The organism is Phytopseudomonas dryadis (assembly GCF_004327355.1).
GTDB lineage: Bacteria > Pseudomonadota > Gammaproteobacteria > Pseudomonadales > Pseudomonadaceae > Aquipseudomonas > Aquipseudomonas dryadis.
This window is the reverse complement of sequence record NZ_QJUM01000003.1, coordinates 152,768-168,348: the sequence shown is the minus strand read 5'-3', so window position 1 is coordinate 168,348 and position 15,581 is coordinate 152,768. Positions and strand designations below refer to the sequence as shown.

Here is a 15,581-nt window from a genome sequence, read left to right as displayed (position 1 = left end):
CGCAATCACTCCTGCCGCGGTGACAGTGCATCGAGCAGGTGCACGGCCTGGTCGAAGGCCTGCTTCGACTGTGGGCTCTGTGTATGCAGATGCTGTTGCGCCTCCCCGGCGGTCAGCAGCACTTCCCGGGTCTGCACCTGCATGAGGTTGTACCAGGCCCTGGCGTGCTCGGAATCGCGCACGAGCGCTTCGCGGTAGGCATCGATGGCAGGGTGGTTCTGCCCTTGGCGGGCCAGGCTGTTGCCCAGCCTGTAGCGAATGTCGGCATCGGTGGGCAGCGACCTGGACAGGCGTTCATAGAGCAGGCTGGCACGGGGATAGTCACCCTTGGCATAGGCCAGGTCGGCCTGTTCCTGCAAGGTGACCAGGTCACCGCCCGGCATGGACAGGGTCGTGCAGCCGCCCAGCAGCAGGCTGGCCAGCAATAGGCTGATCACTCGCATTGGATGTTGTCTCCCGGTTGGATGCCCAGTCGCCGACACTCGCCGGCAGCCAGTTCGATCACGCTCCTGGCCCGCCAGCAGAGACTCCAGCGCCAGGGGCGCAGTCGATGGCGGATCCTGATGATGTTCTGCTGCGCATCGAGATACAGCACGTCGATGCTGAAACGCATGAAACAGCAGTGCACGGCGTTGCAGGGGCTGAGCCACAGCCCCCAGCGTTCACGCAATGAGTAGCGGCCCAGCAGGCCACGGCTGCGCGCCCGGAAACCATCGGCTATTTCCAGGTCGAGGCGGGTGCGTGGCGCGCCCTCGGCCCCGCCTGAGCGGACGATTGCGCTGCGCTTGATCATGTCTGGCCCATGAACTTGACCACGATGGGGAACAGCAGGATCACGAAGGTCAGCGGGAAGATGAACATGATCAGCGGAATGATCAGCTTGACCGGCGCCTGCATGGCGGTTTTCTCGGCGCGCTGGAAGCGTTCCTCGAGGCGTTGCCGGGCCTGGATCTGCAGGGTCTGGCGCAGGCTGCTGCCCATCTTCTCGGCCTGGACGACCGAGCGTACGAAGGTGGTCAGATCCTTGAGGTTGATCCGTTGTTCCATGCGCGACAGGGCTTCGGCCCGTGGCAGCCCGGAGCGGATGTCGCGCAGCACGATGCGGAACTCGTTCTTCATCGCGCCATTGGGCCCCTTGTCCACCGCTTGCTGCAGGGCGCCGAGAAAGTTCAGGCCGGCGTCCACGCACATGGTCAGGTATTCGAGGAACACCGGCAGGTTGCGAATGATGTCGCGGTCGCGGCGCTTGTGCGTGTCGCTGATCCACATGACGGGCAGGGCCGCGCCCATGATCGTCATCAGCAGCACGATGGGCCAGACGATGCCGCTCTGGCCGCTGGCCATCGGCAGGATGGACAGCAGCGGGAACAGCGTGGCGAGGGTGATGCACAGCGCCAGGAAATCCTCGGCGGTCAGCACGTAGAGCGCGCCGGTGCGTTGCAGGCGAACGTCCAGCCAGTCCATGACCTTGGGCGGCAGGTTGGCGCAGACGAAGTGGGCGACCAGGCGTACCAGCGGCCAGATCGGCCTGACCCAGCCAGGCACCGGGTCCATGTAGGCGCGGTTCTCCTCCGGCAGCAGGGAGAACAGCGAGATGAGTACGAGCAGGCTGCAGGTAACGGTGATACCCAGGCTGGCGCTGCTCAGCAATACGAGAAGTTCGCTCATGGCTCAGGCGTCGATTCGAGTGATCTTGCGGATGAAGACGAAGCCCATCACTTCCATCACCACCATCACCGCCAGCACCATCAGGCCGGTGCGAGTGGTGTACAGCTGGCTCATGGCTTCCGGTTCGATGAAGCTGAGGATGATGGCGAGGAAGATCGGCAGCATGGCCATGAACATGCCCTGGGCACGGCCTTGCGCGGTGAGGCTGTCGATCTTGCCTTCCATCACGCGCTTGCGGCGCAGCATGGCGGCCAGGGTGTTGATGGTTTCCACCAGGTTGCCCCCCACTTCGCGGCTGATGCGGATGGCCGAACTGGCCATGATGAACGACGGCAGCGGGATGCGTTTCTCCAGCTGCAGCAGGGCATCTTCGAGGGTGACGCCCAGGCGCAGGCGCTTGATCAGCAGGCCGAATTCCTGGCTGAGTGGCGCCGGGGACTGCTGAACGACGTTTTCCAGCGCCATGTTCAGGCTGGCGCCGGATTGCAGGCTGCTGGACAGCAGCATGAAGGCATCCGGCAACTGCTCCTCGAAGCGTTTCAGCCGGCTCTTGCGCAAGTGATTGAAGACCAGGCGTGGCGCGACCAGCATGATGGCGATGCTGGCAGCGGTGACCACGGTCAGTTGAAACAGCGCATGCAGGAACAGCGGCACCAGCACCAGCAGCATCACGTTGAGGATGAACAGTTGGCGACCGTTGGCGAAGATGAACATGTCGGCCATCTCTATTTCGGCGTTGCTGGAGAACTGGCGTCGATAGAAGCCCACCCGTTCGGTGACCCCGTCGGCCAGTAGCAGCGCCAGGGCGCAGACGGAAACGGCCAGCAGTGCCAGGCAGGCATACAGCAGTAATTCGTTCATGGCTCCGTTCCTCGTCAATTGCGGAAAATGTCCATGTTCACGCCAATGCCGCGCTGCCGCAGTTCTTCGTAGAACTCCGGAACCCGGCCCGTGGCCTGGTAGTGCCCCTTGACCCGGCCCTGCTCGTCGAAACCCTGCTGCTGGAAATTGAAGATCTCGTTGAGCAGGATGGTGCTCTGCTCCATGCCGGTAATCTCGGTGATGCTGGTGATGCGCCGCGATCCATCGCCGAAGCGGGTCTGCTGGACGATGATCTGCACGGCCGAGGCGATCTGTTCGCGAATGGCCTGCACCGGCAAGTCCATCCCGGCCATCAGCACCATGACCTCCAGACGGCGCAGCATGTCGCGCGGCGAGTTGGCGTGGCCGGTGGTCAGCGAGCCGTCGTGGCCGGTGTTCATGGCCTGGAGCATGTCCAGGGCTTCGCCGCCGCGGCACTCGCCGACGACGATACGGTCAGGACGCATCCGCAGGCAGTTGCGCACCAGGTCGCGAATGGTCACCTGGCCCTTGCCTTCCATGTTCGCCGGCCGTGCTTCCAGCGAGACGACGTGAGGCTGTACCAGCTTCAGTTCCGCCGCGTCCTCCACGGTCACCACGCGCTCTTCCAGGGGAATGAAGTTGGAGAGGATGTTGAGCAGGGTGGTCTTGCCGGAGCCGGTACCGCCGGATACCACGATGTTCATCCGCTGCTCGACGGCGGTACGCAGGAATTCGACCATGGGCGCGTCGATCGAGCCGAAGCGGATCAGGTCGTCGGTGGTCAGCTTGTGCTCGGAGAACTTGCGGATGGTCAGGCACGGCCCGCGCAGCGCCAGGGGCGGGATGATCGCGTTGACCCGCGAACCATCCTTGAGACGGGCGTCGACCATGGGCGAGCTCTCGTCGATCCGCCGGCCCAGCGGCGAAATGATGCGTTCGATGGTCGACAGCACGGCTGCGTTGGAACTGAAGTTGATCGGTGTCTTCTCCAGGCGCCCCGAGCGCTCCACGTAGATATCGTCGTGGGCGTTGACCATGATCTCGGACACGCTCTTGTCGGCGATCAGATCCTCCAGCGGGCCAAGGCCGACCGCTTCGTCCAGTACGATCTTGCGCAGCGCGTCCTTGTCCAGAACGGCCGGCAGCCGGCTGGCGATCTGCAGCAGGGTTTCGTCGATCAGCTCCGAGAGCGTGGTGCGGACTTCGTCCGGGCCCATGCTTTCCAGGCTCATGCGGCGCAGATCGAGCGCCCGGAACAGTTCGATCTGGATGAAGCGTGCCCACTCCATGTAGGCGCCGTAGTTGTCCATTGCGCCGCTTTCCAGGGGCGCCAGCGCCTGCTCCGGTTCCTCCGTGTTCACCGGGTGTTCGAGCGTGCGCACGCGTACGACGTAACCGCCGATGACGATCTGGTCGTCCGGGCCCAGTGGGCCGTGGCGGGAAACCACTCTGTCGTTGACGCGTACCTCGTAGCCGCGGCTGAGGTCTTCGACGAAGAGGCCGGCCAGGGACTGCTCGATACGGGCATGCACCGGTGCGACCTTCCAGCCGCGCAGGCGAACCAGGCCGCTGCGTGCCTTGCCCAGTTCGCACTGATTGCTGGCACAGGTCAGGGTTTCCAGCGGTGTGCCGTCCTTGTAGGTGACTGCGATCTCGAACATGACTACCTCAGTCGATCAGCTCTATGGCGCCGTAGCTTTTCTGGAAGCGTTCGAGCATGTCTTCCTGGCGCTGCATCTCGGTGATGTTGGGCGAGTCCGGGGCGTTGGTCAGCAGGCGAGGGGTGATGAAGATGACCAGCTCGGTGCGGGTGCCCTTGAAGCTCTTGTTGCGAAAGAGTGCGCCGATGAAGGGCACGTCCTTGAGCCACTTGATGCCTTCCTGGGTGGTCTGGCTGTCCTCGGTCACCAGGCCCGAGAGCACCAGGGTCTCACCCACCTTCAGCTGCACTTCGTTTTCGGTGCGGCGGGTCTTGAAGCCCGGGTATTCGCCGACCTGGTTGGCTTTGTCCAGTTGGCTGACCTCGGCCAGCACATGGGTGGAGATGCGGTCCTTGCCATACAGCTGCGGCGCGATGTTGAGCATGATGCCGAAGTCCTTGTACTCCACCGACGGGCCGTTGATGCTGCTGGTGACCACGGGTACCTGGCCACCGACCGTCAGCTCGGCCTTGCCGCCGCTGCGGGCGCTCAGCCGGGGCGAGGCCAGGGTCAGCGCCGAACCGTTCTTCTCCAGCAGGTTGATGCGCGAGGTCAGCTCGCTGGCAATGCCCCAGTAGGCGTTCGAGCCGGCGCCACCGACGACCTGGTTGAGCGTGTCGAAGGTGCCGCTGTCGCTGGCGAACTGTCCGCGGTAATAGGGGTTGGTGCCACCGTCCGCGTTGAAGGCCAGGATGGGACCGTTGATGCTGGTGCTCCAGTTGACCCCGAGTTCTTCCACGTCGTCCTTGGCGAATTCGGTGATGCGCACGTCGAAGTAGATCATCGGCGCGTTGAATTCGGAGACCGGCTGGGCCAGGACCAGTACGTCCGGGTAGCGTTCCTTGATCAGGTCGATGCGGGTCATGTCGACCTGGTTGAGGTCGCCGTCGATCACGATCTGGCGGCCCACCGGCTTGATCCGGATGCCGGGAATGTGTCCGAGCATGGCCTCGACCTCTTCCAGCACCTGGCTGGAGTCGGCCTTGGTCGCCGCGCCCTGTTGCTCCTCGGCCAGCACCAGCACGTTGTCGTAGAACTTGGCGGCCTCCTTCACCTGGATCAGGTATTCGGGGCTGAGGCGCCCGTCGATCACCACCTGGCGGCCCACGGTGCGGATGCGCAGGCCGGGGATGCCGGTCAGCATGGCCTTCAGCTCGGGCAGTTGCCGGTAGCCGTTGGCCTTGGCCACCACCACACTCATCTGCTGGCGGGTATCGTCGTCGAACCAGACATGCACGGTGGTTTCGCCATTCTTCTCGGCAGTCAGCACCACTTCTTCGTTCTTCAGCATGGTGGCGCTGATGATTTCCACGTTACCGACGGCAACCCGTTCGACTCCGGGCGCCTTGAGCACGCGTACGTCCCCGTCGTACATCACGATTGCGCGCGGGAGTTCGCTGGCCTGGGCCGTCAGGCACAGGCACAGGGCTCCCAGGAGGCCTGCTAAACGTCGCATTTTCATTTGCCCTAGCTATTTTCTGAAGTTGTCATGAGCCGTACCGTCCGGGCACGGCACCGGTTTCATTCGAGACGCAAGGTCTGGATGGGGATCACGCCCTGTTTGCCGGTGCCGCCGGGAATGAACTGGATCATTCGCGAGGCATCCTGACGGCGGGTTTCCGTGGTCGTGCGCGGGGCTTCCACGCCGAGGGTGACGCCGCGCGCGAGGACGTTGCCATTGCTGTCGAGCAACTTGCCGTCGACGATCTTGCCCACGGCCTTGCCGCTGGCGTCGTAGACGGTGTCGCCACGTACGCTGCCGATCACGTTGCCGCTGGCGTCGCGCACGACCTGTTGTGCGTCCTTCTGCAGTACGGTTTCCGCACCGGCGATGGGATTGCCGTCCTGGTCGTAGACGACGCCATCGCGGAGGGTGCCGACCTTGCGCCCCTGGGCATCGATCACCTCGTCACCGACTACGCTGCCGATGACATTGCCGTTGGCATCGCGTACCACCCGTACCGCGTCGGCGATGGGCTTGCCGTCGGCATCGAGCACGGCCTGCTCGAGCTTGCCGATGACGTTGCCCTGGGCATCGACGACCTGGCCGTCCTTGACGGTGCCGAGCACCTTGCCATCGGCATCGACCAGCTTGCCGTCGACCACCCGGCCGAGGATCTTGCCGTCGGCGCCTCTGGCGATCTCACCGTTCTCACCGACCAGCCTGCCGTTCTCATCGAGCAGCACCGTCGCTGTCGTGCCCAGTACCTGGCCGTCCGTGCCGACGGCCTTGCCGTCGACGATATTGCCGATGACATTGCCCTGGGCGTCGACCACCTTGCCGTCGACCACGCGGCCCATGATCCGCCCTTCGGCGTCGCGCACCACCTGTTGCTCGGTGGCGCCGGCCGTGCCGCCGGCCGCCTTGACCTGAGAGGCGCTCATGTCGATGACCCGGCCATGCTCGTCAAGGGCCGCATTGCGTTCGACCCGGCCCAGCTCGCGACCGTCCAGGCCGATGGCCTTGCCGTCGACGAAGGTGCCAATCGGATTGCCCTGGGCATCGACCACCTTGCCGTCGACCACGCGGCCGATGACGTTGCCCTGCGCATCCCGCACCACGGTTGCCCGCTCACGCATGCGCAGCAGGGGATCGTCTGGCGACAGACCGCGCACGACCCGGCCCATCACCTTGCCATCGATACCGATGGCCTGGCCGTCGACCACCTTGCCGGTGATACGACCGTTGGCATCGACGATGTTGTCACCGACGATGCGCCCGATCAGGTTGCCGTCGGCATCGAGTACCACGTCGACCGTTTCCACCGGTGGCGGGTCCAGCAGGCTGGACACGGTCAGCTGACCCAGGGGCGCCATGCCGGTTTCCTTCGGGTGACGCAGCACCGCCACCAGTTCGCCGGCCTTTTCCGCCAGTTCCACCCGGGCCACCTGAGCCGGCGTCAGCATCAGCGACAGGGTGGAGAAATTCATGTTGAAGCCGTCTGGCGTGCTCTTGTCGTAGAAGTTCTCGTACTTGCGGCCCTTGGCATCCTCACGGCCCGCGGCGAGCACCTCGACGTCCTCGAGCACGGTCATGACCACGTTGTCGGCATAGTTGGGCTGTTGCTGCAGGCCGACGTCCGAGGCGGAAAAACTGCCCAGCAGGTCGATGCGGTCACCCGGCCGGAGCATGCCGTCGAACGAATTGATCTTGCTGATCTTGACGGTCTTGACCCGCTTGCCCAGGGCCACGTTCTCGGAGAAGCGCGAGATGTGATCCTGCTCGATGGCATCCCAGGTGATCGGCCGGCCGCGTTGCAGGGGCATGATGGTCATGCGCCCTTCCAACTGGGGCCAGTCGTTGGCGGAGACGACATTGGAGGGCAGGTACTCGTTGGGCACCTCGAGCACGGCCACCTGATCGCGCCTGACGGTTTGCGACTTGCCAATGTCCGCCCGCGGAACGATCACCGCCACCTTGACCTGCTGGGCAGGGCGATAGGCGGCCTTGTACTGGGACTCCTTGGCTTTCAGGTAGAGCCAGCCCATGGTGGCGGCGACCACGCCACAGACGATGGCGATGATCAGCAGTTTTTTTCCTGAAACAGATGACATGTGACTCCCCATCACTCATCGATGCCTGTGCGAGGCGGATTGAGGTGTTGTTTTCAAGTATTGTCGTTACGGGCTTCTGGCTGTGTTACCGGGTCAGCATCCAGTCTCCGTTGAGCTGACGTGTCACCCGAGTGCGCCCGTTGCAACTGGAGGTGTCCGCGTCGATGAAGCTGGTTTCCGCAGGCGGCCTGTCGAGCTGCTGCTTGATGCTCGCTGGTACGATGTCGCCGCTGTCGATGGCGTCGCTCCAGTTATGCGGCAGCACCAGGCAGGGTTTGAATCTCTGCCAGGCGGCATCCGGTTGTTGCGTGGCGAAGTCGACGGTCAGCAACTCGCCGGAGATGCTCATGGCCCTGTCGTAATGGCTGCCCTCGGCCGACAGCACATCGCTGGCGCTGTAGATCAGGCCGTTGGCCTCGTAGCCGGACATGAACGCCTTGCCATCGCTGTCGTAGGTCAGCACCTTGCGCGTGTTGACGGCTGCCAGCCCCGTGGGTTGTGGGTTCAGCAGCTTGAGCGTGGTGGCGTTGTAGTACTTGCCGTTGTACAGGTAGGCGAAGCCCATGACCTGCCCGCCGCTGGTGAGTGCCTGCAGCACCAGCTCGTTGCCCTGGTCGTCGACCCAGCGGGTGACGAGCGAGGCACCGTTGAGCAGGTCGATGACGTTGCCCTGGCTGTCGAGGAAGATGCAGCCACCGGTGTTGTCCCGCTGGCAGATCGCGACCTGGTTGCCCTGCTCGTCAAGCAGATAGCCATCCTTGATCACGCCGATAGGGTTGCCATTGGCGTCGTACACCTCCTCGACGAAAGGCGGGTATTGCTGCTCGGGAGTCTCCTCGACGACCGGGTCTTCCGGATCGCCCTCATCGTTCTCGATGGGGCGATCCGCCTCGCTGTAACGGAAGGCCTGGTTGTCGTAGCGCTGCACCTTGTTCATTTCGCTGGACTGGTTGGCATAGCTGCCCCTGACGTTGTCATACAGCAGCGAGACATCGCTGCTGGCCGCGAGCAGGGCCGCACCGGTGACGCCGAGTACGACCAGGTACTCGGTCATGGACTGTCCGTGCTGGCGTCTCATCAGCGACCCATCCGGTTGACCAGCACCTGGGTCTGATCCTGGTGGCGCAACAGGCCCACGCTCATCAGTTCGCGGCCCTTGCTGTAGTTGAGCACGACACCGTTGGCCTGCTGGCTGCGCTGCTCCAGTGACCAGCCCTGGCGGGCCAGCTCGGTTTCATACCAGGCATTGGTGGCATGCAGGTTGTCTTCGACGCGCAGCAGAACCAGGCGACCCTCACGGATCTTGTCGTCACTCTTCATGTCGCTGATGACCTGGGCGCCTGGCGGAACCGGCATGCCGCTGCCCAGCTGGATCTCCCCGGCGTTCCTGGCCGGTGGGTTGGTGAGCAGGAAGCGGCCGTAGCTGAAGCGGTCGTTCTGCCGCTTGACCTGCACCAGCATCATGCAGTCTTCGTTGAGGTGGAAAATCTGCTCCCAGCCATTGAATTCGCTGTAGTCGACAGCCTCCTCCCATTGGCGCCCATAGAAGCCCTTGACCTCGTCCACCGATGCCGGCACGCGAAAGGTCTGGCCGTTCATGGGCAGGTGGTTCCATTGCACGCCGCTGCCCAGACTGCTCACCAGCATGCGATCCATGCGTGGGAAATCGTCATAGTCGCAGTCGGCACGGGCGCCGACACTGCTCAGGGCGAGCGCCAGCGGCAGACTCAGGTGGCGTAGGAAGGGCATCATTTGAAGTCGCAGTATCCGCTGTTGGGGTTGCAGTTCACCTCGCCATCGGGCAGCGGATCGGTGTTGACCGGCGCCAGGTTCAGGCTGTTGAAAGAGGGTTCGAAAATGCCGATCACGGTGCGCACGGTATCGAAGATCGGGTTCTCTTCGATCAGGGTGCCGAGGACGAAATCGTCGACCTTCTCGCCGAAGTGCGATTCGCTCTGGGCCACCCAGCCGTCGGCCAGCACGGCCGAGCGGGCACCGACATTGAGCTGGTTCGGGCGTTCGCCGAACAGCGGCTGGCTGCCCAGCTGGCTACCGGTCATGGTGACCGGGATGTTGACTTCGGCCCGGTAGAAATTGCGTGTCGGATGGGCGATCTGCAGGTAGTCGTCGTCACCGCCGCCGAAGCTGAAAATACTCAGTATCCTGGCGACCCCGCCCATGACGTCGTTATAGGTATCGACGATCCCGTAGGCGAGGGAGGGGGTGGCGGAATTGCCCAGTTGGGAAGCGCTTGGCATGCTTCCCTCGGCCATCATGCGGTTGCCGGGGGCGCCGTGCGTCCAGCGCCAGAAGTTGTTGCTGGCCGTGCCGTCGATGTCCTGTGGCGAGAAGGCGGCTGGCGTCTGTGAGAAGCCGAGCAGGCGACGTTCGGCGCTGTTGATCACGTCATCATCGGAGCGGGTGGCCAGGTAACCGTCGCGCGTATCGATCTGGCGAGGAGTCTCTCTGTCGTTGCCGTTGACCTTGTACCAGACCGTACGCTCCCAGGCGCTGTAGCGCGCGGTTTCCTGGGCCTTGTAGGACATGTCGGAGAGCTTGGCGATCAAGGGGATCAGGACGAACATCAGCAGCAGGCAGCCGGCCGTCATGACCACGAATTCGGCCATGGCCTGGCCTGTCTGCCGCGAGGCGCCTGGGCGCATGGGGGTGATCATTCCAGCGCTCCCTTGATGGCATCGACGACCGTGTCGAGGATCGAGTCCGTGGCGTCATCGACGATCGGCTTGGCAACCGGCCGAATGACCGCCGGCATCTGCCCCGTCAGGCGGTCGCGACCGGGCCTGATCAGGTAGTCCACCGACAGGTCGAGGAGGAAACCCGCCACATAAGAGGGGGTGATGCTGTTCAGGCCGAGGAGTTCGAGGATGTCGATCCTGCCCGAGGCAATGAACTCCACCACCTTGCTCGGCTCTCGCAGGCGGGCATCCCAGAACGGGCTGTACTGCGTCGGTTTCTCCGTGCGGCCAGGCGGTGGGGCGAAGTAGGTTTCGGCCGATGCCACGGTCATCATGCGTTCGCCGTCACCCCATAGCGCGATCAGCGGGTTGTCGTCGACACCCCGGGTGTCGAGGGCGAAGCGGCCCTGGCGCAGATTCAGGCTGGCCGGGTTGTCACTGGTACGCACGTTGGCCAGCGGTTTGGCGACCGCCACCGTGAATTCCTTGCTGCGCCCGCTTTCCTTGTGGTCGGTGCCCAGGCTGAAGAAGGAGGGCGAGCCGCTGTAGCCCAGGTTGACGTCTTCCGCCTGGTTCAGGCCAAAGACGCTGAGCACGTTGCCCCAGGCCCAGGTGGTGGCATGCACGGGATGAAGCGCCTCGCCGTACGGTTTCGGCTTGCTGCCGAACATGCCCTGAGTGGGTGTGCCCCATTGCGGGCCGAACAGGAACTGGTCGCCCGGATTGCTCGCCAACTGGTGCGTGGCGCCTCCCAGGGGCAGGCCAAAGCCGAAGTTGAGCGCGTCATCGAGAATGGTCACGCAGCCTACGAGCGGCAGGCAGAGTTCGATCATCAGGTCGATGTTGAACTTCGCCCCCATCGAGCTGAAGTCCAGGGAGGCCCAGCCATAGGTCGGCACCTTCTTGCTGGTGCTGTTGGTGGTCAGCGGGTTGAACACGTATGCGGTGCCGCCGTTGTTGAATACGCCGATCTCGAAGCCGAATTTCAGCCTGATGTTGATGAAGCCGAGCAGGATCGGGATTTCCGGCGAGGTGAACCCCACGGCGGCATCGAAGTTTCGCTGCGAGAGCCAGTCGTTACGGCTGGTGTTGAGGATGGCCGCGAACTCACGGGCGGAGCTGCGCGCATCCTCGCCGGTCAGTGTGTTCGTCCGGCTGTTGTGCAGTTCCGGCGTGGTGTTGACCAGCATGCTGGACGGCGCCTGCGAGCCGAGGAAGTCCGCGAGGAAATTGCTGGGGTCTTCTTCTCCGGCCTGGCCGTTGCCACCGGTACTGCCGGCGTTGCTGTCCGAGCCCATGGCGCTGCTCAACTGGCCGAGCAGGGCGTCCACCGGCAGGTAGTCGGCAAAGTAGGTGAGGATGAAGTTCTGGATCAGGAACAACTGTGACAGCGGCGCCACTTCCAGTTGATCGTTCGGATTGCTCATCCGGTGCTGCTCGACGATTTCCCGGGGCACCGAGACCTGCGCTTCGAAGGTGGCGATGGCAAAGGCTTTCTGAAAGAAGCCCATGACGATGTTGAAGCTGGAGACGACTTGCGGGTAGATCGATACCACGGGGGTGGAGACTGCCCGCACGCCCATCCCGATGAACTGATAGGGCAGCGTCACGGCCGACAGCACGTCGCTGATCATCGGCTTGGGGATGATCGGCACGATCGGGATCTGGTACGCCGGAAAGCTGTTTACCCAGCGCGGAATGTTGGCATAGCGCTTCGACCAGGACATGAGCGCCACCACCTGGCCGATCGACAACTCGTTGGCGATGATGGCGCGGTTGGTATAGGCGATCAGGTTCTGGTGACGGGCGAACAGCTTGGCCTGCGAATAGGCGGCGGCATCGGCGGCATTTTCCACCTGCACGCGATCACGCGTGAGAATCCCCTGGTTGAACATGAGGATCAGCGCGATGGCGGCGATGCCGATGAAGAGCAGGCCAAAAACCATGGCCTGTCCTCTCTGGCGAGCGATGTTCACAGCCGTCGTTCCGGTGACGGGTCGGCTTACTGACGCTCGTCCTGCTGGAAGCTGCCCAGGTTGTGCGCGGTCTGACCGGCAGCCTGCGCTTCCTGGCCGGTGGCGAGTGCGCTCTGCTGAGCCTGGCCACCGCCCAGTTCCGCGGCCATGTCACCGACCTGCTCGCGTACGGTACTGCCGAACAGGTTGTAGACGACGATGGCGGCGATGGCGATCAGCGCAACGATGATGATGTATTCCGTCATGCCTTGGCCAAGCTGACGTGCACGCGACTTGATGGACATGGTGTTTCCCCTGTGAGCGGTTAAGTGTTTGGCTGGAGCTGCGCTGGCGTTCTGTTCGCCGGCGGCATGGCCACGCACTTGAGTGCGTGGTGCCTGCCGCCTTGACGCTCGATGCGGCGAGACCTTATCCGAATGGCGATTGGCCGCGCCCCCTCTGTTTAGATAGGTAGGACGGGCAGGGGAAAACGTGCCTCGTGGCGCAGGCCAGGCGTGCTGCGGGGCGCAGGAGACATAGACGGTTTTGACGGGGGCTCGGGACAGTCCAAATGGACTGGCTCATTTGCTCAGAAAAATGCGTTCTTCAGGACGAACGGCTACGTCAGCGAGGTGAGCAGGGCGCGGTAGAGCTGTGCCGGAGAGACGGGTTTGTGCAGCAGCGGGATGCCGCTGGCGGTGGTTTCGCGCAGACGCTGGGCCGCGGTATCGCCAGTGATCAGCAGGGCGGGAACGCTGTGCCCCATTGCCTGGCGCAGCATTTCGATCGCCTGGGCGCCGGTGTGGCTTTCGCGCAGCCGAAAGTCACTGACCAGCAGTTCCGGGTTCCAGGCCTCTGTCAGCGCCAAGGCGCCGGCGATGGTTTCGGCCGAGCGGCATTGGCAGCCCCACTCTTCCAGCAACTGTTGCATGCCCTGGCATACCGCCTCGTCATCGTCGAGCACCAGGATGCGTCGCCCGGCCAGCTTGGCACAGGCGATCTGCGGCAGTGCGGCGGCATTCTCGAAGGTGTCCTCGATGAAGTCGCCGCTCGCCAGGGGCAGGCGCACGCGGAACAGGCTTCCGATGCCAGGGCGCGAGCGCAGGGCCAGATGATGGCCGAGGGAGCGGGCCAGGCCATCGGTGATCGCCAGACCGAGGCCGAGGCCCTTGCGCCGGTCACGCTCGGGATTGCCCAACTGATGGAATTCGCGGAATACCTCGAGCTGTTGCTCGGGGGCGATGCCGATGCCGGTGTCGTAGACGTCGATCAGGGCATCGCTTCCACGCCGCCGGCAGCCGATCAGGATGCCGCCGCGTTCGGTGTAGCGGATGGCGTTGGCGATCAGGTTGCGCAGCATCAGTTCCAGCAGGGCGGGGTCGGAGTAGACCGCCAGCGGGGTTTCCCGGCAGCGATAGACGATGTCCTTGGCGTCGGCCTGGTAACCCAGCTCGGCTTCCAGCTTGTTGAGCAGCGGCTGCAGGCCGAATGACTTGCGCTGGGGTTCGATCACGCCGGCTTCGATGCGGGAGAAGTCGAGCAGGGTGTTGAGCATCTGGGCCGAGGCCTGACTGGCCGCTCTGGCACTCTGCAGCACATTCCGTTGCGGGGGCTTCAGTTCGCTGCGCGCCAATACTTCGAGGAACAGTTCCTGGGCGTGCACCGGTTGGCGCAGGTCGTGACTGGCGGCCGCGAGGAACTTCGACTTGGCCAGGTTGGCCTGCTCGGCACGGTCGCGGTCGGCTTCGGCGCGGTCGCTCGCCTCGCGCAGGCGCTCGATCAGTTCCAGATTCTCGAAGCGCAGGATGATGGAATCGCGGGTTTCGTCGTGGGCGTGCCGGGTTCGCCCGTGGATGCCGAATGCATAGAGCAGGCAGGCTGCTGCCAGGGGGTGGTAGTTGGGGGCGTCGATCAGCAGCAGGCTGCCAACGGTCACGCTCAGGCCGGAGATGGCGAAGCCGAGGTACACCGGTTTGACCGGCGCCAGCAGAAGCATGGCGCTGGCCGTGATGCCGGCGATGCAGGCCATGATCAGGATGCTGCCGTACACGTTGGCACTGCCCAGGGCTATCCAGATCAACGAGCACCATGCCGTGGCGTCGTAGATGTTCAGCCAGAGCAGCCAACGGGTAACGCGTTGCGGATTGTCGGCTTCCTGCCGGTGTTTCAGTACATGGCTGGCATGCAGCACGGCACCGATACGGCCGGCCAGCACTGCCACGCACCAGATGCCGAGCACGATGGGGTTGCTGGTTTCATAAAGGGTGAAGCCCAGCAGGGCCACGACCAGTACGCCGGGAGTGACCGAGCTTTTCATGGCGCCCAGCAACAGGCGCAACTGCTCGAGGCGAATGCGCTCGGCAGCGATCGGGGAAGGCTTCGGCGTGTCTACGGTCAACTCACCAGTCCCATCCGCCGGGCAATGAAGGCGGCCTCCGAGCGGCTGGAAACCTGCAGCGTAGCCAGCATGGCCTGCACGTGGCCGCGCACGGTGTTTTCGGACAGGTTCAGGCGGCGCCCGATCATCTTGTTCGACAGGCCCTGGCACAGCAGGTCCAGCACTTCGCATTGCCGGGGCGTGAGGCGTATCTGCTCGGACAACGAGGCCGGCTCGCCGGGGGCTTCGGCGCACAGCTGGGCGGCGATGATCGACAGCATCCGATCCGGGGTTTCGGTCTTGGAAATGAACCCCTGGGCACCTCGGGCCAGGGCGTTGCGTGCCGAATCCGCCTCATGGAAGGCCGAGACCATGAGGATCTTCGCTTCTGGCCAGCGGTGTTTGAGTGGGGCGATGCCTTCGAGGCCATTGATCCCTGGCAACTGGATATCCAGCAGCAGCAGGTCGAGGGTATCGGCGGGGCAGCGCAGCGCCTCCTCCAGCGAGGCGGCTTCGAATATTTCGATACGGCTCAGGCCGGCCGCCAGCACCATGGCGATACCGGAGCGAAACAGCGCGTGATCGTCGATCAGAAGAAGTCGAGTAGTCATGGTCGATATTTGATCCCGCCTGCCGGCCGTGTGCAAGCGAACAGTCCAAATGGACTATGGTCGAGCCGCTGCGGCTCTCGTTAGGCTGCGAGGCAGGGCATTTTCGTTAGTCTGCTCACGGACCTTCGAGCTGTGCCTGTCATGGGCGCCACCGGCATGTATTCCGCATTATCGGT

At 63.8% G+C, this 15,581-nt stretch carries 14 protein-coding genes; all 14 read right to left on the bottom strand.

Annotated features, from left to right (window positions below; genetic code table 11):
• Positions 1 to 5: 5 nt before the first annotated feature.
• The 14 genes from DNK34_RS03615 to DNK34_RS03550 all read right to left on the bottom strand — a co-directional run bounded on the left by DNK34_RS03615 (position 6) and on the right by DNK34_RS03550 (position 15,405).
• Entirely contained in the window at positions 6 to 443 is a 438-nt protein-coding gene (locus DNK34_RS03615; protein WP_131174973.1) for a tetratricopeptide repeat protein, read from the bottom strand.
• Positions 434 to 793, bottom strand: coding sequence for a DUF192 domain-containing protein (locus DNK34_RS03610; protein ID WP_131174972.1), 360 nt, complete (start codon positions 791 to 793; stop codon positions 434 to 436). The genes DNK34_RS03615 and DNK34_RS03610 overlap by 10 nt, the downstream gene beginning before the upstream one ends.
• A complete protein-coding gene (locus DNK34_RS03605) occupies positions 790 to 1,668 on the bottom strand; it encodes a type II secretion system F family protein (RefSeq protein ID WP_131174971.1) in 879 nt (292 codons plus the stop codon). The genes DNK34_RS03610 and DNK34_RS03605 overlap by 4 nt, the downstream gene beginning before the upstream one ends.
• 3 nt (positions 1,669 to 1,671) lie before the next feature.
• Positions 1,672 to 2,529, bottom strand: a complete 858-nt coding sequence (locus DNK34_RS03600) for a type II secretion system F family protein (RefSeq protein ID WP_131174970.1) — start codon at positions 2,527 to 2,529, stop codon at positions 1,672 to 1,674.
• A gap of 14 nt (positions 2,530 to 2,543) precedes the next feature.
• Entirely contained in the window at positions 2,544 to 4,172 is a 1,629-nt protein-coding gene (locus tag DNK34_RS03595; protein ID WP_131174969.1) for a TadA family conjugal transfer-associated ATPase, read from the bottom strand.
• A 7-nt stretch (positions 4,173 to 4,179) separates the two neighbouring features.
• Positions 4,180 to 5,667: a type II and III secretion system protein family protein gene (locus DNK34_RS03590; protein WP_165496896.1), complete on the bottom strand. Its 1,488-nt coding sequence runs from the start codon at positions 5,665 to 5,667 to the stop codon at positions 4,180 to 4,182.
• Between the two features lie 65 nt (positions 5,668 to 5,732).
• Complete coding sequence (gene cpaB, locus DNK34_RS03585; RefSeq protein WP_165497306.1) at positions 5,733 to 7,766, bottom strand: Flp pilus assembly protein CpaB; 2,034 nt, start codon at positions 7,764 to 7,766, stop codon at positions 5,733 to 5,735.
• Positions 7,767 to 7,851: 85 nt separating this feature from the next.
• Positions 7,852 to 8,844: a hypothetical protein gene (locus tag DNK34_RS03580; protein ID WP_131174966.1), complete on the bottom strand. Its 993-nt coding sequence runs from the start codon at positions 8,842 to 8,844 to the stop codon at positions 7,852 to 7,854.
• Positions 8,844 to 9,518: a hypothetical protein gene (locus tag DNK34_RS03575; protein ID WP_131199524.1), complete on the bottom strand. Its 675-nt coding sequence runs from the start codon at positions 9,516 to 9,518 to the stop codon at positions 8,844 to 8,846. Before DNK34_RS03575 ends, DNK34_RS03580 begins: the two co-directional genes overlap by 1 nt.
• The gene (locus DNK34_RS03570; RefSeq protein ID WP_131174964.1) at positions 9,515 to 10,441 is read right to left on the bottom strand and encodes a hypothetical protein; all 927 of its coding nucleotides are present in this window, start codon (positions 10,439 to 10,441) and stop codon (positions 9,515 to 9,517) included. The genes DNK34_RS03575 and DNK34_RS03570 overlap by 4 nt, the downstream gene beginning before the upstream one ends.
• Positions 10,438 to 12,408 carry a DUF1997 domain-containing protein gene (locus DNK34_RS03565; protein ID WP_131174963.1) on the bottom strand — a complete coding sequence of 657 codons (1,971 nt, stop codon included), beginning with the start codon at positions 12,406 to 12,408 and terminating at the stop codon, positions 10,438 to 10,440. Before DNK34_RS03565 ends, DNK34_RS03570 begins: the two co-directional genes overlap by 4 nt.
• Positions 12,409 to 12,464: 56 nt before the next feature.
• Entirely contained in the window at positions 12,465 to 12,722 is a 258-nt protein-coding gene (locus DNK34_RS03560) for a hypothetical protein (RefSeq protein ID WP_131174962.1), read from the bottom strand.
• 314 nt (positions 12,723 to 13,036) lie between these two features.
• Positions 13,037 to 14,815 (bottom strand): ATP-binding response regulator, encoded by a 1,779-nt coding sequence (locus DNK34_RS03555; protein ID WP_207401596.1) that lies wholly within the window; start codon positions 14,813 to 14,815, stop codon positions 13,037 to 13,039.
• A complete protein-coding gene (locus tag DNK34_RS03550; protein ID WP_131174961.1) occupies positions 14,812 to 15,405 on the bottom strand; it encodes a response regulator in 594 nt (197 codons plus the stop codon). The genes DNK34_RS03555 and DNK34_RS03550 overlap by 4 nt, the downstream gene beginning before the upstream one ends.
• Between the last annotated feature and the right edge of the window lie 176 nt (positions 15,406 to 15,581).